Source organism: Sulfitobacter sabulilitoris, assembly GCF_005887615.1.
GTDB classification, from domain to species: Bacteria; Pseudomonadota; Alphaproteobacteria; order Rhodobacterales; family Rhodobacteraceae; genus Sulfitobacter_E; species Sulfitobacter_E sabulilitoris.
On the sequence record NZ_VANS01000003.1, the window covers coordinates 161,284 to 187,980 of the forward strand.

Genomic DNA, 26,697 nt, shown 5'->3' on the forward strand with positions numbered 1-26,697 from the left:
CTATTTGGCCAAAACCTTTCTCGCATCATTTTCCGCGGTTGATCCTTTGACCCACTGCCAAGGTGTGCGGGGTTTGCGTGCCTTCGCCAGCTCAGGGTTCGCCTTCGCGTCACTTACAGCAGCGCGTAGCTTTTCTCGGGCCTCGCGTGGGTCGATCTTGAGTTCTTCGCAGAGGGCTTTGAGCGTGATGATTTCGGTCATGTCGATCTCCTAGGTTTCTGATGCAGATCGATAAGACGAGGTCAGCAGGCATGTCAGGGACAACCCCAAAAAAGCCAGAGCATATGGTGTTAGTCCAAATCTACATTCCAGAACCTAAGTACGTCTTTTACCTCAGCCCTTGGGTAATGAACAAAGTCATTATTAGCTAAGGCCGCCCGAAACTTCGACTTGCGCTTCTCAATTTCGGACACGATTTCAGCTGCGAATGGGGCCGTTCCCGCTGGCAATGCGCTGGGACGATCAGGACTAGGCCAGCTATGCGGATAGTGGGTTGGAATCCAACCTGAGCGTACCTTCTTAGCCTGTTCTAGAACGGAATCATGCTCGCATGCCCAACCGTAGAGATAGAATGAACAGACACGAAGAATGTCCTTTATCTCTGGGACGGTGTCCGTGAAACCTTTCAGCGGTGTCGGCAACCAGACCATATTAGCAACACAGGAGAAGTAGCGTGGGTCTTGGACAACGCTGCTTTGCTTTGCAAACGACGGATCGTCATAGCCCCAGATGTGGCAGACGGTCCAATTTTTCGGTTTAGGCGACGCAACACCAAGCGCGGCAACTAGGGATTTTAGCGCTGCTACATTTCCCTCAAACTTGTCGGCAGTAACGCCTGTCGCCTTACGCTTGTTTGTGTACTGACGCGTCCAGCCAGCGTCATAAAGAGGTCGACCTCGCGCTGTTTCGGGTGCCCAAACAGGCAACGCCTTGAACGTGTCAGGATGAACCCAACGCGCGCTCCGTTCGATCAATTCAACAATTGCAGGAATATCGCCCCTGAGCACGTCATTGCCATCAGGTACATGAAATCTACTCGCCACAACTATTCTGCCCTTAATCATTCTATCCAAGTTGCTATCTATTCATGCGAACCTCAACCCCGCAACAAATCCCTAGTGCATACGGCTTTAAGCGCGCGTGGCCGCATTACATTAAGCCAGAGGGCCTCGTGGCCGGACGTAACGACGTGATGCGACGAAAGAGCCGCTGACGCCAGTGCTGGCCCCTGTGCGCTGCGCAGACGCTCAATGATTTAGGAAATACCCTGACGTCCACCACCACTCAATCTTATTGCGCTGTTGCAACTGCAATCAGCAAAGGAGACCGCGATGGTCATTCGGGCAACATGGAAATTCAACGGGCAAGAGAAGGTCATTCTCGGAAACTGGCACAGGCTGTGGTGGCTGCTATTCGGCCCGCTTTACTATCTATTCAAGGGAATGTTCCTGTGGTCGATCTTGTCACTGATCACAGCCAACGGCCTGTGGATTGGCTTCCCGCTCTACAACCGCGCAATCGTCACGCGACACTTCCACAAAAAGGGATGGATGCAAAATGACGCTTTGGATGCCCCAACCAATGAGTAAACCCACCCATGCGGCACCCAAATCAATGATCGTAGATTGTCGTAAATACGGACCACTTGAAAAGACTCAGATATTTTGTTCCGTCCCGCTTCCAACAGCCTGATCAATAGTCCGCGTGTCGGTCTCGGGTGCATCTGGCCACCACGACCAAGGCGAAGACAATAGGCGACCACAGGGGGATGGGGGAGGCGTTTTTTTATGAAGGTGATCCCGATGAACAGACAAGTGCTGATGTGCATTTCCGAGTTTTTTGGATCGTGAGCCGATTTTGTGAAACCCGAGCACCGTTGATAACCTCGATAACCTAGTAACCTTCGCGCTTACAAAGGTTATTAAGTTACCAAAGTTATCGTTGATGTCAGGATTTCGGGAGTATGTAGCGTCCACGGCTCTGTTTCTTCACCTCGTTGGAAATCGACATCTTTCGAAGCAACTGTTTGATGTTGTTCTCTTCCTTCTCCAGCGCATCAGAGATTTGTTTGGGGCCAAGTGGTTTTTTGGCATCGGTCATGACCTTGATGATTGCATTTCGTTCGTCGGATCGTCGAACCGCTGAAGGCTCACCTAAGATTTTCCAAGCCCCGTCCGTTAGCTCGAGTGCGACTTCGATCTCCTCTATTTCCCTACCTCGGCCATAAAGGGTTGGTCCGTCTACGCCGCGTTGTAGAACCAGTGCAGCGTCGACTGCGCCAGTTAGGCCTGTGGTTCCCGAAATCATGTCAAACGGGTCATCACCGTGCATTTTGCGCAAGTGGTGAATAAGGACGATAGCAATACCGAGTTCACCCGCCAGCACCTGCAAGGGGCCGAGCGCCGCGTAATCTGCGCTATAACCAGATTCCTTTTTGCTCTGTGGTTTGATACAGGCCAAAGTATCAATTATGATCAGTCTTGGCTCGTATTCCCCGATCCAATCCCGAAGATCGTCAAGCAAGCCTTCGTCCAACCGTTTCATTGAGGTCGTAAAATGAAAGGACTTTGGCCAACGATCTGTGGTCCCATAAAGCTTGCGCATGCGCCGCTGTAAGCGGCGGTGATTGTCTTCCAGAGCGCAATACAAAACGGGGCCTTGCTCACAATTTATCGACCCAAGCGCCACTCCACCCGTCGCGATGGCCATTGCGAAATCAAGCGCCATCCAAGACTTGCCAATTTTCGGTTTGCCCGCGAGCAACGTCAGACCTTCCGCGATGTAGCCCTGTACAGCGAACCGAAGTGGTGGAAAATCCATGTGTTGCAGGTCGCGCGCCGTAAACGTCTCAATACCGTCTTTCCGGGATTTCCGCACACTTGCCTCCCTCTTTGGCCTGCTTGTCTTTGATGCAGTTCGAATTGACTTAGGATTGGTCATTTGACGTCCCCCAACTTCGAAATGATGCGTGACACCTCAGTTTCGAGCGCGGCATGGTCGTCGCCGTGCTTGCTAAGGAAATATGGGTTGTGCCAAAGCACACTGGCAATTTCGTCGCGCGTTGCTCCAGCTTCGTGAAGCCCAGAAACGATAGCGTAAATCCGATTGGATCGGTTTCCCGCTTGAACAGAACTATGTCGAATGAGATGTGCCGTTGAGGTGCTCAGTTTTCGGCGATACCGCTTTAAGACGTCGAGCGGTTTGTGCGCAAAGGGATTTAATTCCAACCTTTGTGATTTGACAGCGCGTCTTCCGCCGTTCTCCGTCAACAACTGTGGTCTCTTGGCAATCAACGCAGGATCATGGTGTATAAGGCGAACGAACGGTTTGCGGTAATCAGGTTTGTGATTGTATGAGCCGGGCAATCTCAGGAATTTCGTGACAGACCAGCCACCGACGTCTCCACCATGACGATATGTAAGTGCCTTTGAGTAGGCCTCCGATTTTTGTGGAGAATGCATTTTGTCCCAGTACCACAGTGCCTGTGACCGCCCTTCAGAGGTTTGCCAAACTACAGACGGATCAGGGGAAAACTTGAATGGGTCTGCATCATCAACGTCGCACCACCCAAGCCTTGATAAATAGGCGTGCTCTGCCGACCGATTTGGGCGCAAGAAAACATTGGGACAGAAAAACAGTTCCCAAGAATGACGGTCGCGATTTTCTAGGAAGTATTTGACGGTGTGGCGGCCTTGCAGGTTTGCAAATTGCGTGAGCATTCTTGAAGAACCTTTTTGCCGGAAACCCAATGCAACGAATAGCTCTGCGCGTGATCTGTGATGCTTGTCCCAAAGCTCGAAAAGAAAATCACATTGATCAGTTATGGTGGCGCTATCTGATGCGCCTTCTTCCCAAAGGGTCGGGAACTCAGTCTTATTGATAGACGGCTTCATTGTTTGGCCTTTCATTAGGCACAACTTCTCCGTTCACGCGATTAAGCGAGTGGCAGGTCGGTTGCGAAATTTTGGAGGTGGTGGGCGGTATTAGAACTCGGCGTAATGCGTGTGAGAGCGTTCTTCAGCGCGCTCAGCGAGCCAATGTTCGAGTTCATTCAGCAACCATGCGACGCTTGTGCCCGCAAGGCGGACACGGCGTGGAAATCGTCCACGTGCCTCCCAGCGCAATAGCGTGCTGTTGCTTACGGTAATACCAAGGCGCTTGAGATCAGCGCGTGTTGCAAGGGCCTTTTGGCCATCCGAAATATTCATTGTCTTTCCTTCTACATGTTTGCGTTTGTGAAAGAGCGCTCCGACAAGAATGAAGATGACGCGGATTGGGACGCATTGCGAGCTAAGGTCCTGAAGGTCTCAACTCGATTTGAAGTGGGGTTTTCAAAAGGCTTACATGTTCGCCTGCATTGGCCCATCTAGCTGCTCAAGCTGCCCTGTGGTTTCGAGAAAAATGCGACGCACAAAATCTGGGATCGCACCTGTAGCTATCTTGATTTCCTTGTCCCAGTTACCCCTTGAAAGCTTGAGGTTTGGGTAGCATTCGCGCAGTTCAGACAAGCAGACGTGGACAATGTAATATCTGATCTCGTGTGTGTGCGTTACTTTGCCAGCCTTTTCGCCAGTGATTTCATCTTCGAGTTCGGCCTGCAAACGTTTGGCCCTGTTCTTCAGTTCAGCTAAGCTGGCGAGAAGCGTTTCGTCGGCAACAGGCACGACTTCGCCATATCGTTCCCAATGTGCGAAATGTGGACCGTTTTCGTCGGTTAGAGCGGCTTCCAGTGTCACAATAGGGTTGATAATTTTTCGTTGGAGCCACGTGCTGCGCTGCGTCAGGGACATATCGAAAGGAGCCAATCGAAACCCATTTGGCGAAGCTTCCACGCCACGCCGAACTTTCAGGCATTCTTCTCGCAGTCTATTCCAGAAGTGGGAAAAGGTTTCGTCATCGGCAACGTTTAAGATATCTAGGATTTCTTTTCTGCACTGGTCGCCGAAGGGTTCTGCACAATCTTCGTCAGTTCGTTTGCCCATTGTTCCAGCGCCTCACGTTTCTCGTTCAAATACGTGTAGCGATTGTATGTCGCGCCGACGCCTGAGACGACCCCTGATTTATGGTTGGTCACTGCGTCGATCACATGGGGCATCACGCCAATCTTCGCCATGCCTGTGGAGGCGGTGCGCCTGAAATCATGGAAGCGCCAATCCTGTGTGTTCTCAGGTAACGTCGCTTCGATCCGATCTTTCAGACGACCAAACCCAGAAATCCCTGAACGCCCTGTCGTGGTGAAAACAAAGTCGCTGTTGAGGAACCTATGCAGTGAACGCAGGATCGCCACCGCCTGTGCAGGCAGGGGAACAATATGCAGGCGAGCGTTCTTCACACGGCTTGCTGGCAGTTCCCAAACGCCCTCATCAAGATTGAGTTCTGACCAGCGCATTCCCGACACCTCGCTTCTGCGTTGCCCTGTGATCATCAACAATTTGAGAAATGGCCCGAAAGGGTAGTGCTCAGTTTCGCTGTGCCGCCATATTGCACGAATTTCGTCATCGATGAGCACGCGATCACGTTGGATTTCGCGTGTCGGCGGCCTGAGCAGAGCCACAGGTGACGTTTCGATGGTGCCGCGCATGACACACCAGTTCATCAGCTTTTTGATTGCTGAGAGCGCCCGGTTTGCGCGTGTCGGCGTCCCGTTGGCGATAATACCGTCCAAGACCTTGGTGACGTCCTGTCGCTTGATTTGATCAAGGGGCCTGTCTTTCAAGCCATCAAACTTGCGCAGTACGCTTGCGGTGCGTTTCCAATCCTTGGTGTTGGGCTTGGCGTGGAGCTCGATAAACTGCGGGATGACTGTACCGAGGGTGGGCGCAGCATCCTCGGGGATTTCCGGCGCTACATCGTATTCACCCAGTTCGATGGAACGGGCGATCTCCATCGCGCGGCGTCTCGCGTCGGCCAAAGAGAGCACAGGGTATGGACCGATTTTGATGCGCCTGCGTTTTCCATTGGCGCGGGACATCGTGTAAAACATCCTCGCACCTGTGGTCGACACACGCACATGCAGGCCGGGTGCTTTCGCATCTTGAACCTCGTACCGCTTAACGGCGGCAGGCTTCATAGCGTCGAGTGATTTGGTTGTCAGGGTCTGTGTCATGAGAACACTGTAAGACACCCAGAATCCGCGTGTCAGGGTATGGTTTGAAAAGAACTGACTTTATCTAAGAAGGATTGGGGCAATTTGCATAGGTCTTCTTGCGATTTAATCGAAAATTGTTTCGAAACACTTGATGAAGATACTCTCATCAATCAGCTTTTAGAACTAGGTGCAGCTGAGAATCCCCCTCGCTATCCAAAGGGCTGTTTCCCAAACCATCATACCAAAAAAGGCCGAGCAGCCCCAGCAGAAATACTATGCCCAGCAGAATGACCCTCTTAGTCCAGACAAAAACACTTTCTCCCCTTTTCACTCTAGTCCATTCAAATTTCAATAGTTCTTTAGCCGCTAGAACGAAGCGGCCTTCGACTTCCTTGATCTTCTCGGGGGTCAAAGAGTTGTTGTCCTGCGCCAACTTTTCGAACTCGTTCATTGAAGTCAGAAGTGCTTTTGCAGGCTTCTCCGTATCATTGACGCGAAGGGTGATGCCGTGGCTCGCCTCGTTCAACAACTTGTAGTTGGTAAGTAGAGCTGAGTTGTCAGCTTCTTCCCCTGATTTCCTGAGGCTCAAGATGTCACACACCGCGTTGATGCTGACGAGATAATCTACGACACATTTTCGCAGTTGATCGATCCAGACTTGCCGAAATTCGGATACTTTCTGTTCTTTCCCGATGATTAGCCCAAGCATCGATACTAGACCGGCAATCGCGGCGGCACCAACCGCACCAATACTGATTTCGTTCATTGTCGGTTTCCTTAAGTGACTGCAGGCCACACGCTGGGATTGAAAACGGAAATGGACATGACTATCAAGGGCCAACTTCACCGTGTGCGTATTGATCTAGCCATAGGTTACACGCCGAGCAAGGAACTATCATAGATGTCTGAAAAACTAACGTTTCACTTTGAAGGCGCCCTTGCCGATGAGCACCGCATGAATTTTTATGAGTCGGCGCGGTTTCAATATGCCGCTGCTCGTCTTCTTGTTAAGCTATCTCAGTTTCGAAACGCTGGAAAATTCAATAAAAAGATTTCCAGCAAGTCGAACTTTGACGTCAGGCTAGCCAGCCAATCAGATGGCTCATTCAACATCAATGTTGAAGATGCTGGCAGGGGTAAATCCGAAGATCAGTTTGTGGATGTGTCGTTGGGTGATTTGGTGGCTTATGTCAGCGAGCGTGTCATCGAAAAAATCGACGAAGACTCTCTGAAAGACGCTGGGATGATTGGCCGTCAGACAGACGCAGACCAAGCTCAGTCTCAAGTTGATGAGATCGCTGAAAGCGTAAACTTGGGTGACACAACACTTGACGCAGTGCCCGTGAAAATTCGTGACGTAATTAAGCGCCGTCTCGCTGAGGTTTCTAGAGAAGAAAGGATGAACGATAATTCGGATGCAATAAAGAAAATTGACTTTGCGCGTAGCCAGAAGTTGATTGCTATGTCTGCTCCATTGATAGGTGAAATGGCAACCGCCCTGCGGCGAAGCGCAGACACTCTGGAGGTATCTTCTTCGATATCTGGAAGCGCGAAACCAGTCTTATTTCTAGATCAAAATATGGCCGCAGAAATTGAAACATCCATTGTTGACAAAGAGATTACTGCACTCCTATGTGATGTAGTTCAATTTAATAAGGATAACGGCTGGGGAAAGGTGAGGATTGAAAACGGGGCAGTAACTGTAAGTTTTAGTATTCCTTATGACATCTTACCTCGTATCAAACAGACCTTAATTGATACGATGAAAAAAGATCAGGTCTATCTACAGACCTATTTTGTTCGTGATAGAGCCGGTGAAGTTATTCGTCTCATAGTTGCCGGAATTTTGCCGACCCCTGCAAACTGAAGTCAGCTCTTGTAACAAGGGTTCTAGATTTTTGGTTTGTGGTTAACTGCCCGCTAGATTTCACTTGGGAACCAATATCGTTGAGCTTGTCTGAAAAAGCCTAAAACATAGAAGTTGTCATCTATTCCGCTACAAATTGCGCGTCCTTTGTCTTAATCAACTTTGGGGGCTGAAATCTTCGCCTTTCCTTTGCAGCGTGGGTAGCTGACACAACCAAGAAACGGACCATATCTGCCCCTTCTTTCGACCAGCCACCCATCCTTGCAATTAGGACAGCTTGGGTACTCAGCGCCACAAGAGCATTTTCTCAAACCAGCAATTTCTTTCCGAACGGGCAAGCCTGTGCCGCAGGCGGTACACGCGTTCAACGAATTTCCGCAAAGGCTCGCATGTTCGCACCTGTACCAAGTACGCCCATCCTTCGTTGGGACGGGGACCAAATGCCCACCACATTCTCCGCATGGATGGTTGAATTCTTCTTTCTGGTGAGCGCCGACTGCACCGTATTCAGGATCATCCATCAACTCGGAAACAAAAGCTGATTGTTTCGACGCTGACCCCATCAAGGTGACTGATTTACGTGCACGGGTGAGAGCAACATACATAACGCGGCGTTCTTCGGCGTTTTCAAATGGCTCTGCTTCTGGCGAGACGAGACTTAGGAGCGGGTCATCAACGATTTCGGACGGAAAGCCTGTGCGTCCTCGAAACATATTCAGGATCACCACATGATCGGCTTCAAGCCCTTTAGATGCATGGATGGTGCGAAACGAAATTTCCAAGTCAGGGAACTCGCGACGCAACTGCGAGAGATTAGACGGAGCCAAATGCCGATATCGCCCTAGCAGCAATACTGATGCCCGTTTGCCTTGCTCTGCTGCGCCTTGCAAAGACTGAAGTACCTGCTTCAGCTTGCTTTTCTCATCGGTTTTGATCGTCGAGACAACTTTCAACGCGGGCACATCAGACGTGCCAGCTGGTATCACTGTCTTGTTCAACTGGGCCGGGTTTTGTAACACAAACCTCTTCGCAGCATGTGCAATCTGATCGACTGAGCGGAATGTTCTTCCCAGATCCACAGTGCGATGAACTCCTGATTGCCCGTCAAAGGCGCCCCCAAACTTGTCGCCGAAATTTCGCATGAGGTTGATGTCGGACCCGGCAAATCGGTAGATCGACTGCCAGTCATCGCCAACTGCGAAAATGCGTGCATCACTGTGTTGGGCTTTTAGAGCTTTGACCAAGCGCCCTCGGCTACGGGATATATCCTGAAACTCATCTACCAAGATGTGCTTGAACGGGCTGATATACTCCCCCGTCTCGGCATACTTGGTTGCCCGAAAGATCATATCTTCAAAGTCGATCCGTCCGTCTAACTGGTTTTGGTATTCCAAATAGACGGGCTCAAAGATGGACAGAAACGCCTTGGCTCGCTTGCCAAGTTTCAAGGTCCGCCCCTTTTCGGCGCATTCACTCAGTTGGTATCCACCTCCTTTGTAATGCTTCAAGAAGGTTCCAAGAAGCTGCACAAAACTGTCTGCTTGGTTTAGCTCCACCACCTTGTCAAAGAGCGTTTCTGGTGACCTTGGACTGACGGTCTCAAAGGGCGCAATTTTCTCCGCAAGCGCCTCAAGCAGCTGACCGTCTTCACGCTCATAACTGAACGTCTCGATCAAAGTTGTTTCATGTTCAGCGTGGACGCCACGTTTCCACTCCATACCCTCGAGATATTCTTCGCGATCAACGAATGGCGCTGTCGTCAGACGATAGGTTCCGTCTGCCGTTTTCGTACGACGAACCCCGAAATGCTCAAGGTAGATGCCGCTTTTTGATAAGCGGAAATCTGGGCAGTAATCACTGAAGCCACCTTCAGAAACCTTGTGCTCGTAGTTGGGTTCATACTCATACGCGATGCCGTTCTCATATAGCCAATTGGCAATCATCAACTCTTCTAAACTCTTGACCTGTTCGCCTTGAAGGGTACGAAGATCGAGCTTCTCAATGTAGGTGTAGTAGCTGTGCTTTTTCTTGAAATCCCACTCACTTCTCTCATCGAGCCGGGTGTGGGAGAACCAGCCAACAATGGACTTTGACACCTCAGAAGCCGTCTTGACCAAGGCCCTCAGAATATCTCGGATCAAGGCCAGATACGCCTTATCGTCGGTGGCATGTGCGGCCAGCGCTGGCTTGCTTCCTTCAACTGTTCCTATGATGTCATAGGCCAACGAATGAAACGTTCTGGCCTCCAACGGCTCACCGCACTTTGCCTCAATCCGTTCACTCATCTCTTTGGCGGCAGCACTTGCAAACGCCAACAGCAGAACCTCCTCAGGTCTGCGTGCACCAGACTTTAACAGGTAACCAGCTTTGGCCGTTATGACGCTGGTTTTTCCTGAGCCTGCGCCTGCCAAAACCAGTGTTGCATCTTCATCCGAAACGATTGATTCTCGCTGTTCTGGTGTCAGTGGGTTGCTTTCAAATGTTTCAAAGAAGTCAGACCACTCAAACAGTTGGCGTTCCTCGAATGCTGAGATCGCTTGCTGCCTAATCTGCTGGGCATGTTGCACAAACGACTGAGTTTTTTTGATTTGATCTCGATGGACATCCTCTAGAGCCTCCTGTGGTAGCTTTGAAAGAAGGCGCTGATCGAGACCACGAGCGCGTTCCAGTATTGGAGCCACCACGCAGGCAGCCGGATAGGCTACTGTGTTCGCAAGCCCTTCAATTTCCAAAAGTAACGCATCGATGGCCCTTCGGCTGATTTCAAATTCGGCTTGGTTGGCCGCTTCCCAGTCCGAGCGAATGCTATCCGAGAAGTCTACCGCATCTTTGAACCGCGCACCTTTGAGCAAATGAATAGGTTCGTCATCAAATTGGAGCCTTAGTGTAGCCCCCCAAAACCCACTCTCAACTGTTGGAGCCGAAGAAAGCTCTCTCAGCGTGCCAGTGGCCGCACGGCTAGCTTGGATGACAATCTCATTGCCATCATACCTCATGACTTTGGCATGCCTGCCAAAGGGGTTAAGAAGGAAGCCCACCAACGGTTTTGGCTGTAAACGGTTCAATATTAGGGAACTTTCAAATAAATAGAACAGAAGAGCTAGGTTCTCAGGATATCGACCAATGAGAGGACCTTAAAGCCGAAACCGGGAAATTTCCGACTAGCTTTATCTGATCGTACAGACGTTAGAATTGACCGCTGGGTGCGTTATGGGTGCCAAAAGCAGTGGGCTAGAGTGAATTGGGTTGGTTTACTCTGCGATTGATTGGAGACCACAGGGCATTGAAGCTAAAGACATTTAACGTCAGCTTGAAGCGGTTTGGGAAGAGATGCGCGGGAACCTAGGAAAATTGAAAATCCTCGTGTCGGTGGTTCGATTCCGCCCCCCGGGCACCATTTTTATAAATAAGAACCGTATGTTGCTGGTAGTCGCCGTTCCTCGGCGTTGTGTCAATTTTGAGATGGGTGTCGTATGGGTGCCATATTGCAGGTTTTGCAAATTTCATCCGTGCTATCGCAGTTTTGCAGAATGAGGTTTGGAGGCAAACTATTGAAAGTAATTAGGTAGTTCAGACTTCAAGCGGCCTAGGCTCAGGACCTATTAATCGGCTTGAGGCTACGCGGCCTGCATGATTCACCGTCCCCGAACCCAAAGGGGCTTGATGAGTAATTGATATTGGCTATTGGCTGAGCGAAGCTCAGATGGAGCGGCTGCGGCCCTATTTTCCGAAGAGCCATGGCGTACCACGCGTTGATGATCGGCGTGTCTTGATCGGCATTATCTTCGTCAATCGCAATGGTTTGCGCTGGCGCGATGCGCCGCGAGAGTATGGCCCTCACAAGACGCTCTACAACCGATGGAAAAGGTGGAGCGACATGGGCGTGTTTGCGCGGATCATGATCGGGTTGTCGGCAGAAGCCCCCGACAACAAGACGATCTCCATCGATGCGACTTACCTCAAAGCACACCGGATGGCCTCAAGCCTCGGGGTTAAAAAGGGGGGGCGTGGACGTCTGATCGGGCGAACTAAGGGCGGTATGAACACCAAGCTGCATGCTGTAACCGATGCACGTGGGCGGACCCATCCGGTTCTTCATGACGGCCGGTCAGGTCAGTGACTATACTGGGGCAAGAGCATTGCTGAGCAGTCTTCCGACCGCTGACTGGCTCCTGGGCGACCGGGGATATGACGCGGACTGGTTCCGCGAAGCCCTTGTCGACAAAAAGATAACGCCTTGCATCCCGGGTCGAAAGTCACGCGACAAGCCCGTCAAATAAGACAAGCGCCGCTACAGGAAGCGCAACCGGATCGAAATCATGTTCGGACGTCTGAAAGACTGGAGGCGCGTGGCAACCCGTTACGACCGAAGCCCAAAGGTCTTTCTCTCAGCAATAGCACTCGCTGCGACCGTGATCTTTTGGTTATGAGTCCAGAGCCTACGTTGAAGATGGGCTGCGGGTTTTTGTGGCCCAACTTTTCAAGTTTCCTCGGAACAAGTCTCTTTCGGTTATCTACTCTGGAACAGAGGTGGTATTTGCTGCCGATGGGACCGTTAATTTGTCAGATACTCCCTATGCTTATCTCTAAGATGCTGTAACCGAGAGCGACAAGGAGAGATTGACTAGAGATAAGCTTCGTCGAGACGCGCCGTTTGATCCCGAGACCATCAGGGATCGGGAGCAAAACGATCTGCAAACTGCAACCAAGTGCGTGGCAATAGCTATGTCTCTTGCAGGGCTACATGGTCGGCCAGAAATTACTTATCATGAACTGCTCCCCATTGAGTCCGCTAATTTAGGTTAGCTCTGTTCAGGTTTTGGTCTTCCTTTTACCGGTTAACATATTCCGTCGGTGTCATTCCAGCGAGGCTAGAATGCGGACGGTGGTGGTTGTAATCAGTGCGCCATGCGACCAATAACTTGCGGGCATGGCTTAGGCTGTCGAAGAGATGCTCATTCAAGCATTCGTCGCGCATCCTGCCGTTGAAGCTTTCGACGAACCCGTTCTGCATTGGCTTGCCTGGCGCGATGTAGTGCCAATCGACCTTGCGGTCTTCCTGCCATTTCAGGATGGCGTTTGAAGTCAGTTCGGTTCCGTTATCGCTGACCACCATGCAAGGGTAGCCGCGCATCTCTGCAATCCGATCAAGTTCACGAGCAACGCGTTCACCTGACAATGACGTGTCGACCACAGCGGCCAGACATTCGCGACTGAAGTCATCAATCACGTTGAGAATGCGGAACCGGCGGCCACAGGACAGGCTGTCAGACACGAAGTCGAGCGACCAACGCTGGTTTGGCCCCTGTGGGATTGCCATTGGGGATCTGGTACCCACCGCCCGCTTGCGACCGCTGCGTTTACGGACTGTTAACCCTTGTTCGCGGTAGATCCGGTATAGCTTCTTCCAGTTCACATGCCAGCCTTCTCGCTTGAGCAAGATGTGCAGACGGCGGTATCCAAAACGCCGTCGTTCAGATGACAACTCCTTCAATCGGTCTCGCAGATCAATATCCGCTGGGCGCTTCGACACACGCCGATAAACACGCGGGTCGATCCCAGCCAGGGCGCAGGCCCGCTTTTGATTGTATTGCTTCTCTTTCATGGCCCAGGTCGCAGCATTGCGTCGCGATCCGGGCCTCAAAAGTTTTTTCCCAGCATTTCCTTGAGCGTCGACACATCCATCATATGCTCGGCCAGCAACTTCTTCAGCTTGGCGTTCTCAGCTTCAAGCGCCTTCAAACGCCGTGCGTCGGACACTTCCATGCCGCCATACTTCGATCGCCATTTGTAGACTGTCGCATCGCTGATCCCGTGCTTGCGACACAGATTAGACGCGGCCATGCCCGCCTGGTGCTCTTTCAGGATGCCAATGATCTGCGCTTCGCTGAAACGGCTTCTCTTCATTGTCTGTCTCCTTCGTTGGAGAACAGGCTAACCTCAAATCGAGGACTTTTTAGGGGAGCAGGTCAGTAGACCCACACGCTCTGGGATAAAACAGTGCAACCTCTGTATTTTTTGTCTGCGACAGCAATTAGGTTGTAGGTTCCCCGCTACGATTGAAAATTGCGGCCTGAAGAAACGGAGGTTCAGGGCCGGTTTCCAAAAGATCATGCCGCTCCCTGTGGGTTTGCGAAGGACGTTGCGGCGTGAGGTTTGGCTTCAAAGATGACGGTCACTCGGCTGAGGATGTCTACCGGTTGCCCCTCTGACATTGCCGTGCATCGAGCCGAGAGTTCCTGCATCCTTTCCTGTACAGCTTCGCGCACATCGTCTGGCTGCTCTTGGAATGCCCGGTAGATCGCATCGATCCCCAGATAGTCTGGGATTTCGGCACCGGATGCACTTCTTTGGCTCACGGTTTCTTTTGCCTCAATCCAGAAAACATCAAGTTCATGCGCCCAGGCTTCTGCCAGCTTTTCCAAAGCCGGCAAGGTCAAGGAACCGAAGAGCTCTTGACCAGCGTAAGTAGTATCTTGTCCCGTCAGGAAGCTCGCGAGAGACGCAAGCAGTGAGACTGTTCGAGCAGGGCGGATATCCCAGTGCGTCAGGTGCGCAAGGGTGCTGCCAAGCCGGCTGAATGTCGCGGATATCTCAGTCAGGGCTGGGCGGTGGCCCTGCATATCCCGGCGCCGCGTCTCAGCATATGCGCTGGAAAGGAGGCGGGTTGCTTCGGTCTGGTCACCAATGATCTCTGCGCGCCCATCGATGTCACGCACTGCTAACAGGCGGGGCGGCAGGATGGTTGGGTCTTGCGGGGCTCCGGTGCGGCCCCCCAGAAGCAAGATTGTGGCTGGTTCAAGGGAGGATAGCAGGCATAGGTCGGCCCCCCAAAGGCCAAGCGGGTTTGCGGTTTGAATGCGTTCAAGAATATCTGTAGGCACCGAACGTCGGAGATTTTCAAGCAGGTCGAAATAGTTATTTGATCGGAGGATGCGAGGTTTCTTGATCTGTTCGAGCACCAGATCTGTCAGATCACCTGCAGAAAACTCGACCAGTTCCGAGGGCAGATCATCCGCACCGACACCCGACAAGAGTGCGATGCTGGCAACGCGTGCGCGTGCCTTGTGATCTGACGACAAAACAAGACCGGGAAGGTCGAATGTGTAGTAGTGAATGCGGGAGTTCGGGCTATCGATACGGTCGATCCGTCCCAGGCCTTGGATCAAGCTCTTCACATCGGAGGTGACACCGATGATCCCAAGCGCAGAGGCGATCTGGAGGTTAATACCCTCAGCCATCTGGAAGGTCAGGAACATGGCTCGTGGTTTCATCGGGTCGACGTGCCTACCGTCGATCCCGAAATACTCCTGCGCATCTGCACCGGATCGAATGTGGTGCAGCTTTTTTCCAGTCTGGATCCGCGCACCAGGCGCGACGACGAAAACCTCTGGCCCACGGCCTCGGTGCCCCGCAAGAAGCCTGGCATAGACCTCGAGCACGCCCACTCGCTCAGCAAGGAAGATCGCGTGACCATGCTTTCGAAGGATATCACGCATGACGCCAGCCCGCACTTCATCCATGCTGTCAAGGCTGGGGTGGTTCAGAAGCCGAGTGATCCGATCGCAAATTGGTGTTTGGCTGTCTTCGACTTCGCTGTCGACTTCTTCCGGCAGCGCGCCATCCGGCACTGCGATACGACGGGTGTTCTGCTTCTCTGCCCGTCGAAGATTTTCACCGATTGAAGCTCGCCCTCTTTGGTCAGCTTCGCTGTCGCGCTCACGTGCCCATTCCTCCCTTGCAAACGTTACCGATGCGCGCAACAGCGCGAGGAAGTTCCGTATGTGGATGCGCGACTTGTCGTGAAACTTGATCTCGGTTTGGCCCGCGCGTTGAGGATCGGCCGAAACGAGTGTGATCCCTGTCGTGATGCATTCGGCCAGCGCCTTGATCCGCTCGATGATCCGGCGCTGTTGATCGCTCAGCGCCGTATCTTTTCGGTGGCTTCGGATCGTTGGATATACGAAAGCGCCGGTCTTTCTGTCTGGACTTTCCCCGATGCAGTCGCGCTGGCGCCGGATAACGTATGGCGCGAGGGCGTCGGCCAAACCCTCCTGAAGCGCACTGATCTGCAGGCCGCCGGTCTCCAACTGGCGTTCGATGCTGTTGACCTCGACCTGAAGCGCTTCGGCGCTGTCAAACAGATCGTCCTGGACAGTCTGATCTTCGATCCGGCGGTTCACTTGGTCCAGGTGGCGCACGAGTTTTCCACGCTTTCGGACCTTCGCCATGTGTTGGTTGATCTGATCCGTGATAGCCGGAGGCACATAGATCGAGGCACGCTTTTCATGAAAGGCGAGCAAGCCGTCGAGACCTTGATTGCCCATGAGCGTAGCCGACAAACAGGCAGTCCAGATTGCCGGGCTCCGCTCGAAAACGAGCGACCGCGCTGAAGGGGCAAGATATCTGGAGCTCAGCCGGTGGCTTTCATCAACGATCATTGACGCAGACGAGCGAACCGCCCGGTTGATTTCTTGGAGTTCCGCGGCCTCTTCCTTAACCCGGCGTGACAGGTGGCTGTGCTTGATGGGTTTGAAGTTGGCCGGCGCATTCGTCGTCCAGTTTTTCAGAACACTGGCCGGTATCAGGGCAAGCGATCCAAGCCGCTGTTGATCCGCGCGCTCTCCCCAGGAAAAGACTGTCTGCCCATGGCTGACAGGCAAAACAGTTGCGAGGTGTTTCCCGATGTCTGTCTTGCCGGCACCCGTTGGCGCTTCGACAAAGGCAAAGCCGTGCTCATAGACCGTGCCTGCTGCCTCATAGACAAGATCGGCCTGGAAGGGTTGAGGGGGACGTCCTGCGCTGGTTTCGCCGGCGACTTGCCAGGACGTGAAGTTGGTGGCCTCGTGGACCGTTCTGGCTATAGCTTCTTCAGGCGTCACGAGGCGGATGAGTGAGCGCAGGATTTCCAACGCAGTTTCAGTCCAGTTGCGCCCCATTTCCCAATATTGCTCGGCGGCCGCGCGCCGCACGTTGGCAAGGTCGGGCCAGGTATTGGCATCGTCCATGAATTCCAGGTTGCGGCGAAGACCATTAATCGAGAAATTAGCGCTTCCCGAAAGCGCAGTTTGCTCGCCCACAAAGAGCTTCGCGTGAAGCATCGATGGCCTGCGTCCCAATTTTTTTTCAGCGAGTTCTGGATCGAAAATTCGGAATTGGATAATTCCACGCTCGATTGCGTCCATTGCAAGAACCGCGCGCAGGTCTGCCAAATCAACAACCGAAAAACCCCTTGCGCCAAGAAAATGCTGGCGTGCTTCTTCGGCCACTGACCGGCCGCCGCCACCTAAAACCTGTCGTGTTTCAGTATTGGAACCAAAGACAATGCGAATGCTGCCCTCTGGTCGTTTGCCAAGGTCATCGACCGTTTTGAGCAAGATAGTCAGAGAGGATAGGAAGTCCTGATAACCTGTCACGATCAAGCAGCGCGGTTCCTCTAGGACGGACTTGACCAGGCCATTAACAGAGCGGGTTGCATTGTCACCCCAGGCTTCATGTTCGTGCGGGGACGGCGCTTCAGACGTCTTCTCTTCTCGATCGGCATCGCCGGTTCGGGAGAAAAATCGGGAAATCAGTCCTTGCCGCTCCGTGTTTGTCATATGCCGATGTCTTCCTGTGCCTGAGCGGCAACGCTAAAATGGGCTTCTTCTAGGCAATTAATCCCGATTTGGAATTCCGAGCTCGGCCCAAAGCTCTCGCGGCGCTGGCGAAGTCAAATCCCATTGCACCTCAATCGGTTTTTCATCTTCCCAACTGACAAACTCTGGCTGTCCGCAATAGATAAACGGATTGACCTTTCCATTCACCTTATTACCGCGCCGGATGAATAAATGCACTTCATGACCTTCCTCACCGCTGATAATCCTGCCGTGTTTGCTGTCCTGTCGCGACTGGTTCTGGCTAAACCATTTCAGCCGTGACGGGCTGAGGAATGCATTTTCGTAGGTCAGGTCCTGGGTCGAGACATTGGCGAGAAGGATCATGATCTTCTTTTCGGGCAGCGCCTTCATCCCGGTGCGCCAGACGTTTTGTTTGTACTCTTCGCCAAAGAACTCGGCGATGTCAGGCACGTAATAGCGCTGCCAAAGCTCCAGAGTCTGTGGCTTGCCGACAAAGTTCACGGACGCCTCGGCGGCCTCGCGCACGATGGGCGTTTCCGCCAATCGCCATTCGACCAACTCGCGCACAAGCGGTCCCAACTCGCCGGAGGCGTCACGTCGCACCAGTCGAAAGCCGTCGCTGCCCTGCGCCAAGTGCGGGTTCAAGGTCAGCTCTGACGCTCCTTCGCTCGGCTGCCGTCCGGCTACCACGTCGCGCAAGCCGGTCAAGGCGGCGCGGGACAAAACCTTGGGCCGTTCCAACTCGCGTAACAAGCGCCCGTGGGTGGCGAAGGGACGTTCCGGCAATGGGTCGCCCATGTCCCGTACGAAGTCGAACCAGCCGCCGTGGCCGGAATCGCGGGGATCGAAACCGTTACGGAAAACTTCGACCGCGGTGGGACGGATACCGTTCCGGTCCCGGAAGTCGATATAGAAGGCTTCGAGCTCAACCGAGCCCTCTTTCGGGCGGAGGAGATTGCGCAAGATGTCGATGACCTCGAGCTCATAGGTAATCTCGCAGCCTTGGGGAATCTGGAATTCGCCGGTTTGAAGCGCCTCCAACTTGGTCGAGATCGAGCGATCCCCTGCGCCGGCCTGCAGAAGGGTCGCGACCTTGGTCAGAAAGCTGCGGTGGTTGCCGATATAGTCGATCACCTGAAGTACCTTGCCTTCGACACGGCGCAGGCCACGGCCGAGTTGCTGCAGCCAGATGATCGCGCTTTCGGTGGGGCGCAGCATCAGAACGGTACCAATTTCCGGCACGTCCACGCCTTCGTTGAACATGTCGACCGCGAAGAGGATATCGATCTCGTCGCGACCGAGCGCTGCCAGGGAACTCGCCCGCGGTGCTGAGCTTTTGCCCGAATGGACCGAAACGGCTTTCAGCCCGGCGGCGCGGAAATAGTCCGCCATATAGTCGGCGTGGCGCATGGAGCAGCAGAACCCGATTGCGGGGCCCCTTGCGCGATTACGGTATTGCTCCAGCGCGTTCAGCGCCCGCGCTTCGGTCGCTAAGGCTGCGTTCAGCGCAGCCGGGTCGAACTGACCGGATCGCCAGGGGATCTGCGCGTAATCCACATCGTCGGGCACGCCGAAGTAGTGAAACGGCGCAAGGTGGCCCGAGTCGATCCCGCGAAAGAGGTCGCATTCATAGACGAGGTTTTCGTCGCAAAGGCCAAGGAGGTCCGCGCCGTCTGTCCGGTCGGGAGTGGCGGTCAGGCCCAGAAGGAAACCAGGCGTGAAATGCTCGATCAGGTTCTGGTAGGTGCGGGCGGCAGCGTGATGGAACTCATCAACCACGATGTAATCGAAATGATCCCGGTCGAACTGGCGCAGATGCCCGACGCGGCCCAAAGTTTGGACCGACGCGAACAAAATTTCTGCGTCGGCTTCTTTCTCGGTGCCCGTGTAACGGCCCAGCTTGGCTTCAGGCCGAACCCTGCGAAAGGCTGCCATGGCTTGGGTCAGGATTTCGTCGCGGTGGGCGACGAACAGGATTCGGTCCGCCTTGGTATGGATCGTGTCGAAGGCCGCCAGCCAGGTCTTGCCGAGCCCTGTGGCCAGAACGACAAGCCCCGCGCGGTGGCCGTTGGATCGGCTCAACTCAAGCGCCTCCAGCGCCTCTTTCTGGACCGTGTGCGGTTCCAGTGGCGGGCCTTCCTCAGCCACAACGCGGGCGGTGAATTCGGGCATTGGCCGGGCCCGGCGGCGCTTGGAATAAGCATCGATCCACTCAGCCGTAAGTGGTTTCACTTCCGGACGTGCGAGAAGATCCTTATAGGCGGCGGCCACGCTGTCAGCCGCGTCCTCAGAATGAAGGTTCCATTCCACACCATCCGTCAGCGCTGATTGCGACAGGTTCGAGCTGCCGACAATCGCCGCCCCGCGCGCATCGGCGGCGCGGAATAGCCAGGCTTTCGGATGAAAGCTGAGGCCGCACGTCTCAAACACGAATAGCTCCGCACCCTCCAGGTCCAGCAGACGCGCCAAGGCTGTCGGGTCGGTGGTGTCGAGATAGTCGCCAACGACGACCCTGAGCTGTCCGCCGCGCGCCAGCAGCTCGCGGAACCAGGGCTCAAGCAGGGCCACGCCGCTGTCCATGGCAAAGGCAATCGCAAGATCGACCGATTGCGCGGTATCCAGTCGTTCGGCGAGCAGAGGCAAAAGCGGATCGCGGCCGCCGGTGGTCAGGCTGGCACCGGATGCTTCCCGCAGATGGAGATGGTCGTGATCGGACGAAGCGACGAAACCGGCTGTGCCTCGGCCAAGTGCCGCACCCACCTCGGCCAACATTGCCATCTGTTCCGGGCGGGTCAGGTCATCCCACGCGGGCACATGCCGAGGGGCGGGGATCAGTCCGGCCTCGCTGTGCATGCAGATCGGGCAGGTGAGGCGCGGGTCGGTCACACTCGTCCAAATCGTTCTTGTCTACTCAATCCAGTGGTAAGGATTGCCGCTGGCATGTCCAGGCGCCGGACATCGTGGCGCTGGCTCGAGCTGTTATTTTTGGCCTTAGTCTCCCCTCAAAAAAGTGGGACACAAATCCGAAAAGATCCAATAAACTTGGTGAAAGAAAAAAGTCCAGTCGGCTTTTAAGTTGTTGCAATAGAAATAACAAGTTATGCCGCCCCCGGGCACCACTATCTAAAGACAAGCTTATGTTTTTCTTCGGTTTTCATTGCTGAGAGCTGGAGGCGTAGACCATGCTGGAGAGCAAATCTGTCCCTTGTCCATTTGTAAAACAGGGCATCTTCTGTTTCTCGCGACGGGTCCCAATCGACCTTTCTCACCACTACAACGCAAGTCGGATCATTTATTCGCTTCGCACGAGGTCGGCAGGACTAAGGACGCGGCCACTAGGTAGCTCAACTCAGCCTATGCGGCGGCCGCCGCCGAATTACGCAGCGCTCTTCCATTTTGCGGGAGTAATGTAGACGATGCTATCGTCAACACTGACCATCACATCGCCATCCTGAATATTGATCTGGAGCTTCATCGCGCGGCTTGCCAGTTTTGCCAGCGCGGCTGTATCGGTCTCGGAAAAATTGATGACCTGAAGGTTGTCAAAGCGGGTGGTGCTGTTTTTGCTCTTCTCCCACCACATCTCCGCAGTCCTGCCGCCATAGGGATAGACAATCACTTTGGCGGCTTTGTTGCAGGATTGACGCATGACCTTTTCGCTTGGAAGTCCTAGTGCCACCCACACATCAAGCTCACCGCTCAGGCTTTTTTGCCAAATGTCTGGCTCGTCATCCGCTGAAAGCCCCTTGGTCATTTCCAGATGCTCATGGGCATTCAACCCAAAAGCGACCAGGCGCACCATCAGCCGTTCATCCGTCTCGGATGGATGCTTGGCAACGGTCAGTTTGTGGGTCGCATAATAGTGGCGATCCATGTCTGAGACTGAAAGTTCGACTTTATGAATGGTGGCATTTTGCGCCATGATTTGTCCCAAAACTTCAAAGATTACGATGCCTACTCCCTCCGGTGGCTTTTGGAAAGCACATACAAAGGCCATAAACGACAGGGGCCATACGAGCCAACCTTGATGCTGGTCGCATCGAACGGTCCAAGGCGCGTGCCAATCGCCAAGAGAACCCTGGAGTGGCCTGAGGCGCCGCCTATGAAAACGCTCCTGGCGTTAGAGAGCGGGGACAGTCAGGGACGTAACCGTCGAGAGCACATCCGCATAGCCGAAGCCCTACGTCTCGCGTCGGGCGTTCAATACCTGATCGACCAGATCTGGCAGCCGACAGATGAGTTGCCGTTGCAAGATAAAAATTTCGCGCCTGTGTGCTGCTTTTCAGTTTGCACAAATTGGACAAAATCCAAAGGCCGCGTCGGCCTCCCGTCCGTTCAATGCCGGTCAATATGCTTGTCCGCCGGACCAAATTGTGGTGGCCCGAGATGGTGCGAATAAAGCTTGCCTAATCTGGCGTGAGGTTCTATCCAGCCCGAGTTACGTTACCTCTATCGATGAATCTGCTCCTTACGGCTCAGTGTCCCGATCTAGCACTGACATAGCCGAACTGCCGCATTTCGTGGGCAGCATAAAGGAGAACTACGATGGCCAATGGCACCGTAAAATGGTTTAACTCTACTAAAGGTTTTGGATTCATCGCCCCTGAAGGTGGTAGCAAGGATGTGTTCGTGCACATCTCTTCGGTCGAACGCGCTGGTCTGACCGGACTGAATGATGACCAAAAAGTCACCTTCGATATCGAGTCCGGCCGCGATGGTCGCGAAAGCGCTACAAATCTAGCCTTGGCTTAAGGCTGTTCCGTTCACGGAACAAAGCGGACAGTTTGCGGCGGGCGGATCGGAAACGATGCGCCCGCTTTTTAACGTCCATGCAGGGGGTCAAGCTGTCCGCGCGCAATATTTCGCGCTTGACCTCAAACTATATCCGGTAGCACGCCGGGTGATCGCGAAGACTGGTCTCCTGATCCATCGCAATGACTCCTCATGTGGGTTGGGAGGACACCCGTTCGGATCGCCAGATGCCTGCACTAGCCGTCGTCCATCGATGCGGCGCGCACTCACCCTAGTCCCTGCACCACACACACGTGAGCAAAAAAACATATGAAGAATTCGGATCGAGATCGCTTTGACGGGCGCCTTATGACGGCGTCCAAAGCCAAACAGGACAGGCTTGAACGTTTCCAATCAGCAGCTGGTGACCCAGAGAGACTGGCAAAGCGCGCTAGAAGAGTTGAAGCAACTGTTACCCGCGAAGCGGAACGAAAGCTTAAAGCAACACAGTTGCGACAAGAAAAAGAAGACCTAGAGCGGCAGCAATCCGAGGATGACAAGCGCGAAACAGAGCAAGCCGCGGTACGCGAAGCGAAGCATGAAGCACAACTTGCTGAGACGGCCGATCAAATTGTCGCGCAAAATTCGGCACGTGAGGCGGAGCGCAAGGCAGAACGGGACCGACGCTATGCCGCGAGACGAAACCGCAAGCGCTAAACGGACCTGAAGGGCCCCGTTTCGGCGAAATAGATCGCCTTCTATTGGGCTGGCAACGGTTCGTCGCTTCGAAGGCCGTGAAGGTCATGAAGGTCGGCAGTGGGCCGTCACCGGAATGCTGGACCGTGCGCCCAAACAGTCATTGAATGCCGAGTGCCGCTTTTGACTGGCGTTACCTGATGAAGCGTGAAGCTTGGAAAAATGCTGACGCCCCCCTGAGCGCGACTGGCGGAGAGGATTTGTGCCCCGGGCATGATTTCCAGATTGCCGCCTTCGTAGGCCTCGGCATCGCTCAACTGCAGCACGAGGGTGAGCTTTCGCCTTTTGGAGGCCGGGCCGCCGCCGATATCGGAGTGCCACGAAAAATGCCCGCTTTCTGAGGACTTGTAGATCGCCACCTGAGGGCTTTCGGCAAACTCGCGCAAATCGAATTCAAACTGATCCCTGTTGGATCTCCGGACAAGATCAATCAGGCGCTCCATCACCCACTCCATACCAGCCACCTCATCAGTCCAGACCAGCTCTGATTTGCGAAGATTGTGATCTCTGTTTTGGCCGACCAGGAAAGCTTCATCCGTAGGCGCTTCGGAAATTTTCGTAATGATCAGCTCACACTCACTTTTGGTGAATGCATCTGGAACCGCGAATAGTGAAAGCATTCCGTCCATCCTCTGGATCTGCAAAAAGCCTTCTTCGGAGAGCGCGCAGGGTTGTGATAATTCTGCCAGCCGAAAGACGCTCGATCCAATCTCTTAGCATGCTTCCGTCGCCAATATGCGAAAGATTAATCAAATGATCTCTATGTGCTGCACGCTGTAGCTATGGCGGCTTGTGGTACGTCACACTGTAGCGGTGCTCGGCTCAATGGATGTCTGGTGTCTGTGGTGTGGTTTCTTCATTGTCCCTGCGATGCCGCTTCGAGTTGACCGTAGAAATACGGATTGGTGATTGCTGCGCCACCTGCGATGAAGGTGCATGACGTCTTCAAGCGCGCGCACCTTCTGGCGATACCTCGGGTCATGGGCTCTTGCCGCCACGGTTGCGCTGTGTGGGTTGGCGCTTGTCGAACGACAAAGTCTGGTGCGCGAACTGACCACAAAAAGTGCCACGCTCCACCGCCTGGCCTCTCAGCGCGCGGATCAGCATGATGCGCATTTGACGTCATTGTCCGCGATTTTCGTGGCGGGAGGGCGTGCGCGTCAGGATTTGTTGTTGGACGTAGCCGCGACGATCATGCGGTTTTATCCGCGCATTGCCTCGGTGAATGTGATCCCGTTTGACCCGTCAGACCCAATGATCCAAACGCTGCCCGGCCTTTCGGGCGCGGACGCGGCATTGGTGGTTCAACTGGCGCGCGGCTCTACCGGAGCCTTGCAGGTGCAGCAGATGCCGACCGCGCCTGATCACTATATCGTCGTGAAGCGCACGCCCAATACCGATGCCGCGCGGCACGGGCTGGCGCTGGTCGTCGATGCGCGCGCGTTGCTGGCGACCGATGATCCGTTTTGGCAAAAGCCGTCTGTGTCCCTGCGCTTGCTGACACCGGATGGCAAGACTGCCCTCGTGGGTCGCCCGGCACCGGACGCGGCAGGGTTTTCAAAGCTCCTTGGCAGCCAGTCGCAGCCTTTCATTTTTGAAACCGCCCTTGCCATTCGTCTTGCTGACCTGCTGCCCGTCGGGAAAGTCCTGACTGCAATCATAGCGGTCTCAGGTTTGTTTCTTCTGTCCGTCCTCGGCCTGAAGCAGCGCGCACGCACCAAAGACGCCGAAAGCCGCGCCAGGCTGAGCGCGCAGGAAACCCGGCTGGCCCATGCGTCGCGGGTCAATGCAATGGGTGAGATGGCAAGCGGCATGGCGCATGAATTGGCGCAACCGTTGACGGCCATCCTCAGCCAGGCGCAGGCCGGGCGGCATTTGGTGCGACGGGGGGATGTCAAACGCCTGGGCACGGTGCTTGATGACACCGTCGCGCAGGCGCAGCGGGCAGCGGATATCCTTGATCGTCTGCGGCGTTGGAGCAAACCGAACCGTGCACCGTCAAAACCATGCGCCCTGCATGATGCGGCAGGGTCCGTGCAGCGCCTGCTGGCCTTGGAAGCCAAAAGCCGCGATGCCACGATCACGCTGTCGCTTCACGCGGCACCGCTGTTCGTCGATGCCGATCCGGTCGAGCTTGAGCAGGTCGTATTCAACCTTGTCCGCAATGCGCTGGATGCCTCGGACGGGGCGTGGATCACGATCCGCACGGCGGTTGATGGCGGGATGGCGATCGTGGATGTCACCGACACCGGGCCGGGCGTGCCCGATGACATCAAGGCACGCATTTTCGAGCCCTTCGTGACCGGCAAGCCTGACGGTACGGGGCTTGGCTTGGCCCTGTGTCAACGCCTGGTCGAGGAAATGGGCGGCGATATCGTTCATCTGGCCGATGCGGCCCAGACGACATTCCGGTTGTCCCTGCCACTTTCAACCCGGGCGGTGGCACCATGAACAACCATGTTTATCTGGTCGATGACGACGAGGCGGTCCGCAGTGCCCTGACGCTGTTGCTTGAGACGGTCGGGCTGGATGTGCGCAGCTTTGCCTCGCCTGAAACGTTTCTGAACCAAGCGTCGGGCCTGACGCCGGGATGCCTGGTCCTTGATATCCGGATGCCCGCGATCTCGGGCCTGAAATTGCAAGAGAAACTGAACGCCCAAGGGATGACGTGGCCCACGGTCATCATCAGTGGCCATGGCGACATCGAAGCCTGCAGGCGGGCGTTTCGCAACGGTGCGATTGATTTCCTGAGCAAACCCGTCGACGAGCAGGATTTGATCGACGCGATCCAAAAGGGCCATGCGGAACTTGAGCGGCAACAACAAGCCCTGGCGGAACGCGCGGAGGCCGTGGCCTTGGTTGCGCAACTCTCAACCCGTGAACGAGAGGTCCTCGAGATGATCGCGAAGGGGCTGACCACAAGGCAGATCGCCGACGCGCTCGGCCTGTCGCCGCGCACGGTTGAAAGCCACCGCGCAGCGATTGCGGCCAAGGCAGGCACGTCTTCGGCGGCCGAGCTGACGCGATATTGGCTGGAGGCACAGGCCGACCCGTAGAACTACGGATATCCTTGCGGGGGCTACGAATGTCGCGACCCGGCGACCGGGGTTAGAACAGGCGCATCACTTCAGCAAAAGGAAATATCCGATGATCCGTACAGTGACACTTGCCGCCGCACTTCTGGCCCCCGTCGCGACGTTCGCGCAGGATTTGCCAACCGCCCCTTACCTTCCGCTGAGTATGGCGACACAAGCGGCACAGGCCGCCGTCGATGCCTGCGCCGCCGAAGGGCACAACGTCAGCGTCGCGATTGTCGCCCGCTCTGGCGTGACCAAAACGATCCTGCGCGCTGACAACGCAGGCCCGCACACCGTGGGATCAAGCACCGGCAAAGCCTTTACCTCTGCCAGCATGGGCCGCGACACCGCCGGATTGGCCGGTTTCATCGGGGCCAACCCTGAAAACGGTGGCCTGCGTGATATGGACAGCCGTCTTGTCATTCAGGCCGGTGGTCTGCCGATCAAAATCGGCGGGGCATTGGTGGGTGGCATCGGCGTCGGCGGCGCACCATCAGGTGCCATTGACGAGACTTGCGCGCGCGCGGGTCTTGACGTCATCGGCGCTGAGTAAATCAA

Annotated in this window: 23 protein-coding genes and 1 pseudogene; 9 read left to right on the top strand and 15 right to left on the bottom strand. The window is 54.6% G+C overall.

What is annotated here, in order from left to right; translation table 11 throughout:
• Nucleotides 1-201, bottom strand: a complete 201-nt coding sequence (locus FDT80_RS13060) for a hypothetical protein (RefSeq protein WP_138662753.1) — start codon at nt 199-201, stop codon at nt 1-3.
• Nucleotides 202-290: 89 nt separating this feature from the next.
• Nucleotides 291-1,073, bottom strand: a complete 783-nt coding sequence (locus tag FDT80_RS13065) for a hypothetical protein (protein WP_170311861.1) — start codon at nt 1,071-1,073, stop codon at nt 291-293.
• 258 nt (nt 1,074-1,331) lie between these two features.
• On the opposite strand from FDT80_RS13065, the gene FDT80_RS13070 reads away from it, so the two are divergent.
• On the top strand, nt 1,332-1,589 hold the full coding sequence (locus FDT80_RS13070) for a hypothetical protein (protein ID WP_138662755.1): 258 nt from the start codon (nt 1,332-1,334) through the stop codon (nt 1,587-1,589).
• A 358-nt stretch (nt 1,590-1,947) separates the two neighbouring features.
• Here the strand turns inward: FDT80_RS13070 and FDT80_RS13075 are convergent, their stop codons facing one another.
• The 6 genes from FDT80_RS13075 to FDT80_RS13100 all read right to left on the bottom strand — a co-directional run bounded on the left by FDT80_RS13075 (nt 1,948) and on the right by FDT80_RS13100 (nt 6,854).
• Nucleotides 1,948-2,940, bottom strand: coding sequence for an AAA family ATPase (locus tag FDT80_RS13075; protein ID WP_138662756.1), 993 nt, complete (start codon nt 2,938-2,940; stop codon nt 1,948-1,950).
• Nucleotides 2,937-3,893: a DNA-primase RepB domain-containing protein gene (locus tag FDT80_RS13080; RefSeq protein WP_138662757.1), complete on the bottom strand. Its 957-nt coding sequence runs from the start codon at nt 3,891-3,893 to the stop codon at nt 2,937-2,939. The genes FDT80_RS13075 and FDT80_RS13080 overlap by 4 nt, the downstream gene beginning before the upstream one ends.
• 90 nt (nt 3,894-3,983) lie before the next feature.
• A complete protein-coding gene (locus tag FDT80_RS13085) occupies nt 3,984-4,208 on the bottom strand; it encodes a helix-turn-helix transcriptional regulator (RefSeq protein WP_138662758.1) in 225 nt (74 codons plus the stop codon).
• 132 nt (nt 4,209-4,340) lie between these two features.
• Complete coding sequence (locus FDT80_RS13090) at nt 4,341-4,982, bottom strand: hypothetical protein (protein ID WP_138662759.1); 642 nt, start codon at nt 4,980-4,982, stop codon at nt 4,341-4,343.
• Nucleotides 4,916-6,106 carry a tyrosine-type recombinase/integrase gene (locus FDT80_RS13095; RefSeq protein ID WP_246039946.1) on the bottom strand — a complete coding sequence of 397 codons (1,191 nt, stop codon included), beginning with the start codon at nt 6,104-6,106 and terminating at the stop codon, nt 4,916-4,918. Before FDT80_RS13095 ends, FDT80_RS13090 begins: the two co-directional genes overlap by 67 nt.
• A gap of 148 nt (nt 6,107-6,254) precedes the next feature.
• Nucleotides 6,255-6,854: a hypothetical protein gene (locus FDT80_RS13100; protein WP_138662761.1), complete on the bottom strand. Its 600-nt coding sequence runs from the start codon at nt 6,852-6,854 to the stop codon at nt 6,255-6,257.
• A 135-nt stretch (nt 6,855-6,989) separates the two neighbouring features.
• Between FDT80_RS13100 and FDT80_RS13105 the strand changes: the two genes are divergently transcribed.
• Nucleotides 6,990-7,955 carry a hypothetical protein gene (locus FDT80_RS13105; RefSeq protein WP_138662762.1) on the top strand — a complete coding sequence of 322 codons (966 nt, stop codon included), beginning with the start codon at nt 6,990-6,992 and terminating at the stop codon, nt 7,953-7,955.
• A gap of 152 nt (nt 7,956-8,107) precedes the next feature.
• Here the strand turns inward: FDT80_RS13105 and FDT80_RS13110 are convergent, their stop codons facing one another.
• Nucleotides 8,108-10,951 carry a UvrD-helicase domain-containing protein gene (locus tag FDT80_RS13110; protein WP_138662763.1) on the bottom strand — a complete coding sequence of 948 codons (2,844 nt, stop codon included), beginning with the start codon at nt 10,949-10,951 and terminating at the stop codon, nt 8,108-8,110.
• A 707-nt stretch (nt 10,952-11,658) separates the two neighbouring features.
• Between FDT80_RS13110 and FDT80_RS13115 the strand changes: the two are divergent.
• Nucleotides 11,659-12,385, top strand: a pseudogene (locus tag FDT80_RS13115) (IS5 family transposase).
• 401 nt (nt 12,386-12,786) lie between these two features.
• On the opposite strand, the gene FDT80_RS13120 reads toward FDT80_RS13115, so the two are convergent.
• From FDT80_RS13120 to FDT80_RS13130, 3 genes are all read right to left on the bottom strand, one after another.
• A protein-coding gene (locus tag FDT80_RS13120) for an IS3 family transposase (protein WP_138662764.1) occupies nt 12,787-13,862 on the bottom strand; the annotation gives its coding sequence in 2 pieces (ribosomal slippage) (nt 12,787-13,613 and nt 13,613-13,862; 1,077 coding nt in all).
• 203 nt (nt 13,863-14,065) lie between these two features.
• Entirely contained in the window at nt 14,066-17,554 is a 3,489-nt protein-coding gene (locus tag FDT80_RS13125) for a hypothetical protein (protein WP_138662765.1), read from the bottom strand.
• Between the two features lie 57 nt (nt 17,555-17,611).
• Nucleotides 17,612-20,461: a DUF3427 domain-containing protein gene (locus FDT80_RS13130; RefSeq protein WP_246039947.1), complete on the bottom strand. Its 2,850-nt coding sequence runs from the start codon at nt 20,459-20,461 to the stop codon at nt 17,612-17,614.
• Between the two features lie 296 nt (nt 20,462-20,757).
• Between FDT80_RS13130 and FDT80_RS19210 the strand changes: the two genes are divergently transcribed.
• Nucleotides 20,758-20,988 carry a DUF6538 domain-containing protein gene (locus FDT80_RS19210; RefSeq protein ID WP_342777651.1) on the top strand — a complete coding sequence of 77 codons (231 nt, stop codon included), beginning with the start codon at nt 20,758-20,760 and terminating at the stop codon, nt 20,986-20,988.
• Here FDT80_RS19210 and FDT80_RS13135 read toward each other — a convergent pair.
• Entirely contained in the window at nt 20,952-21,497 is a 546-nt protein-coding gene (locus FDT80_RS13135) for a YaeQ family protein (protein WP_138662766.1), read from the bottom strand. The genes FDT80_RS19210 and FDT80_RS13135 overlap by 37 nt on opposite strands.
• Nucleotides 21,498-22,120: 623 nt before the next feature.
• Between FDT80_RS13135 and FDT80_RS13140 the strand changes: the two genes are divergently transcribed.
• A complete protein-coding gene (locus FDT80_RS13140) occupies nt 22,121-22,327 on the top strand; it encodes a cold-shock protein (RefSeq protein WP_138662767.1) in 207 nt (68 codons plus the stop codon).
• 309 nt (nt 22,328-22,636) lie between these two features.
• A complete protein-coding gene (locus FDT80_RS13145) occupies nt 22,637-23,023 on the top strand; it encodes a DUF6481 family protein (RefSeq protein WP_138662768.1) in 387 nt (128 codons plus the stop codon).
• A gap of 107 nt (nt 23,024-23,130) precedes the next feature.
• Here the strand turns inward: FDT80_RS13145 and FDT80_RS13150 are convergent, their stop codons facing one another.
• Both FDT80_RS13150 and FDT80_RS19095 read right to left on the bottom strand, forming a co-directional pair.
• Nucleotides 23,131-23,682, bottom strand: a complete 552-nt coding sequence (locus FDT80_RS13150) for a 2OG-Fe(II) oxygenase (RefSeq protein ID WP_138662769.1) — start codon at nt 23,680-23,682, stop codon at nt 23,131-23,133.
• A 358-nt stretch (nt 23,683-24,040) separates the two neighbouring features.
• Entirely contained in the window at nt 24,041-24,178 is a 138-nt protein-coding gene (locus tag FDT80_RS19095; RefSeq protein WP_246039948.1) for a hypothetical protein, read from the bottom strand.
• Nucleotides 24,179-24,235: 57 nt separating this feature from the next.
• On the opposite strand from FDT80_RS19095, the gene FDT80_RS13155 reads away from it, so the two are divergent.
• The 3 genes from FDT80_RS13155 (at nt 24,236) to FDT80_RS13165 (ending at nt 26,692) form a co-directional block, all read left to right on the top strand.
• Nucleotides 24,236-25,513, top strand: coding sequence for a sensor histidine kinase (locus FDT80_RS13155; protein ID WP_246039949.1), 1,278 nt, complete (start codon nt 24,236-24,238; stop codon nt 25,511-25,513).
• The gene (locus FDT80_RS13160) at nt 25,510-26,118 is read left to right on the top strand and encodes a response regulator transcription factor (protein ID WP_138662770.1); all 609 of its coding nucleotides are present in this window, start codon (nt 25,510-25,512) and stop codon (nt 26,116-26,118) included. Before FDT80_RS13155 ends, FDT80_RS13160 begins: the two co-directional genes overlap by 4 nt.
• A gap of 91 nt (nt 26,119-26,209) precedes the next feature.
• On the top strand, nt 26,210-26,692 hold the full coding sequence (locus FDT80_RS13165; RefSeq protein ID WP_138662771.1) for a GlcG/HbpS family heme-binding protein: 483 nt from the start codon (nt 26,210-26,212) through the stop codon (nt 26,690-26,692).
• The last annotated feature ends 5 nt before the right edge of the window (nt 26,693-26,697 follow it).

What these genes read in the sequence shown, in the direction of transcription:
- FDT80_RS13165 (WP_138662771.1), top strand. Translation starts at nt 26,210, where the DNA reads ATGATCCGTACAGTGACACTTGCCGCCGCACTTCTGGCCCCCGTCGCG.
- FDT80_RS13125 (WP_138662765.1), bottom strand. Translation starts at nt 17,554, where the DNA reads ATGACAAACACGGAGCGGCAAGGACTGATTTCCCGATTTTTCTCCCGA.
- FDT80_RS13080 (WP_138662757.1), bottom strand. Translation starts at nt 3,893, where the DNA reads ATGAAGCCGTCTATCAATAAGACTGAGTTCCCGACCCTTTGGGAAGAA.
- FDT80_RS13100 (WP_138662761.1), bottom strand. Translation starts at nt 6,854, where the DNA reads ATGAACGAAATCAGTATTGGTGCGGTTGGTGCCGCCGCGATTGCCGGT.
- FDT80_RS13110 (WP_138662763.1), bottom strand. Translation starts at nt 10,951, where the DNA reads ATGAGGTATGATGGCAATGAGATTGTCATCCAAGCTAGCCGTGCGGCC.
- FDT80_RS13085 (WP_138662758.1), bottom strand. Translation starts at nt 4,208, where the DNA reads ATGAATATTTCGGATGGCCAAAAGGCCCTTGCAACACGCGCTGATCTC.
- FDT80_RS13070 (WP_138662755.1), top strand. Translation starts at nt 1,332, where the DNA reads ATGGTCATTCGGGCAACATGGAAATTCAACGGGCAAGAGAAGGTCATT.
- FDT80_RS13150 (WP_138662769.1), bottom strand. Translation starts at nt 23,682, where the DNA reads ATGCTTTCACTATTCGCGGTTCCAGATGCATTCACCAAAAGTGAGTGT.
- FDT80_RS13095 (WP_246039946.1), bottom strand. Translation starts at nt 6,106, where the DNA reads ATGACACAGACCCTGACAACCAAATCACTCGACGCTATGAAGCCTGCC.
- FDT80_RS13140 (WP_138662767.1), top strand. Translation starts at nt 22,121, where the DNA reads ATGGCCAATGGCACCGTAAAATGGTTTAACTCTACTAAAGGTTTTGGA.
- FDT80_RS13075 (WP_138662756.1), bottom strand. Translation starts at nt 2,940, where the DNA reads ATGACCAATCCTAAGTCAATTCGAACTGCATCAAAGACAAGCAGGCCA.
- FDT80_RS13090 (WP_138662759.1), bottom strand. Translation starts at nt 4,982, where the DNA reads ATGGGCAAACGAACTGACGAAGATTGTGCAGAACCCTTCGGCGACCAG.
- FDT80_RS19095 (WP_246039948.1), bottom strand. Translation starts at nt 24,178, where the DNA reads ATGCGCATCATGCTGATCCGCGCGCTGAGAGGCCAGGCGGTGGAGCGT.
- FDT80_RS13060 (WP_138662753.1), bottom strand. Translation starts at nt 201, where the DNA reads ATGACCGAAATCATCACGCTCAAAGCCCTCTGCGAAGAACTCAAGATC.
- FDT80_RS13105 (WP_138662762.1), top strand. Translation starts at nt 6,990, where the DNA reads ATGTCTGAAAAACTAACGTTTCACTTTGAAGGCGCCCTTGCCGATGAG.
- FDT80_RS19210 (WP_342777651.1), top strand. Translation starts at nt 20,758, where the DNA reads ATGCTGGAGAGCAAATCTGTCCCTTGTCCATTTGTAAAACAGGGCATC.
- FDT80_RS13145 (WP_138662768.1), top strand. Translation starts at nt 22,637, where the DNA reads ATGAAGAATTCGGATCGAGATCGCTTTGACGGGCGCCTTATGACGGCG.
- FDT80_RS13160 (WP_138662770.1), top strand. Translation starts at nt 25,510, where the DNA reads ATGAACAACCATGTTTATCTGGTCGATGACGACGAGGCGGTCCGCAGT.
- FDT80_RS13135 (WP_138662766.1), bottom strand. Translation starts at nt 21,497, where the DNA reads ATGGCGCAAAATGCCACCATTCATAAAGTCGAACTTTCAGTCTCAGAC.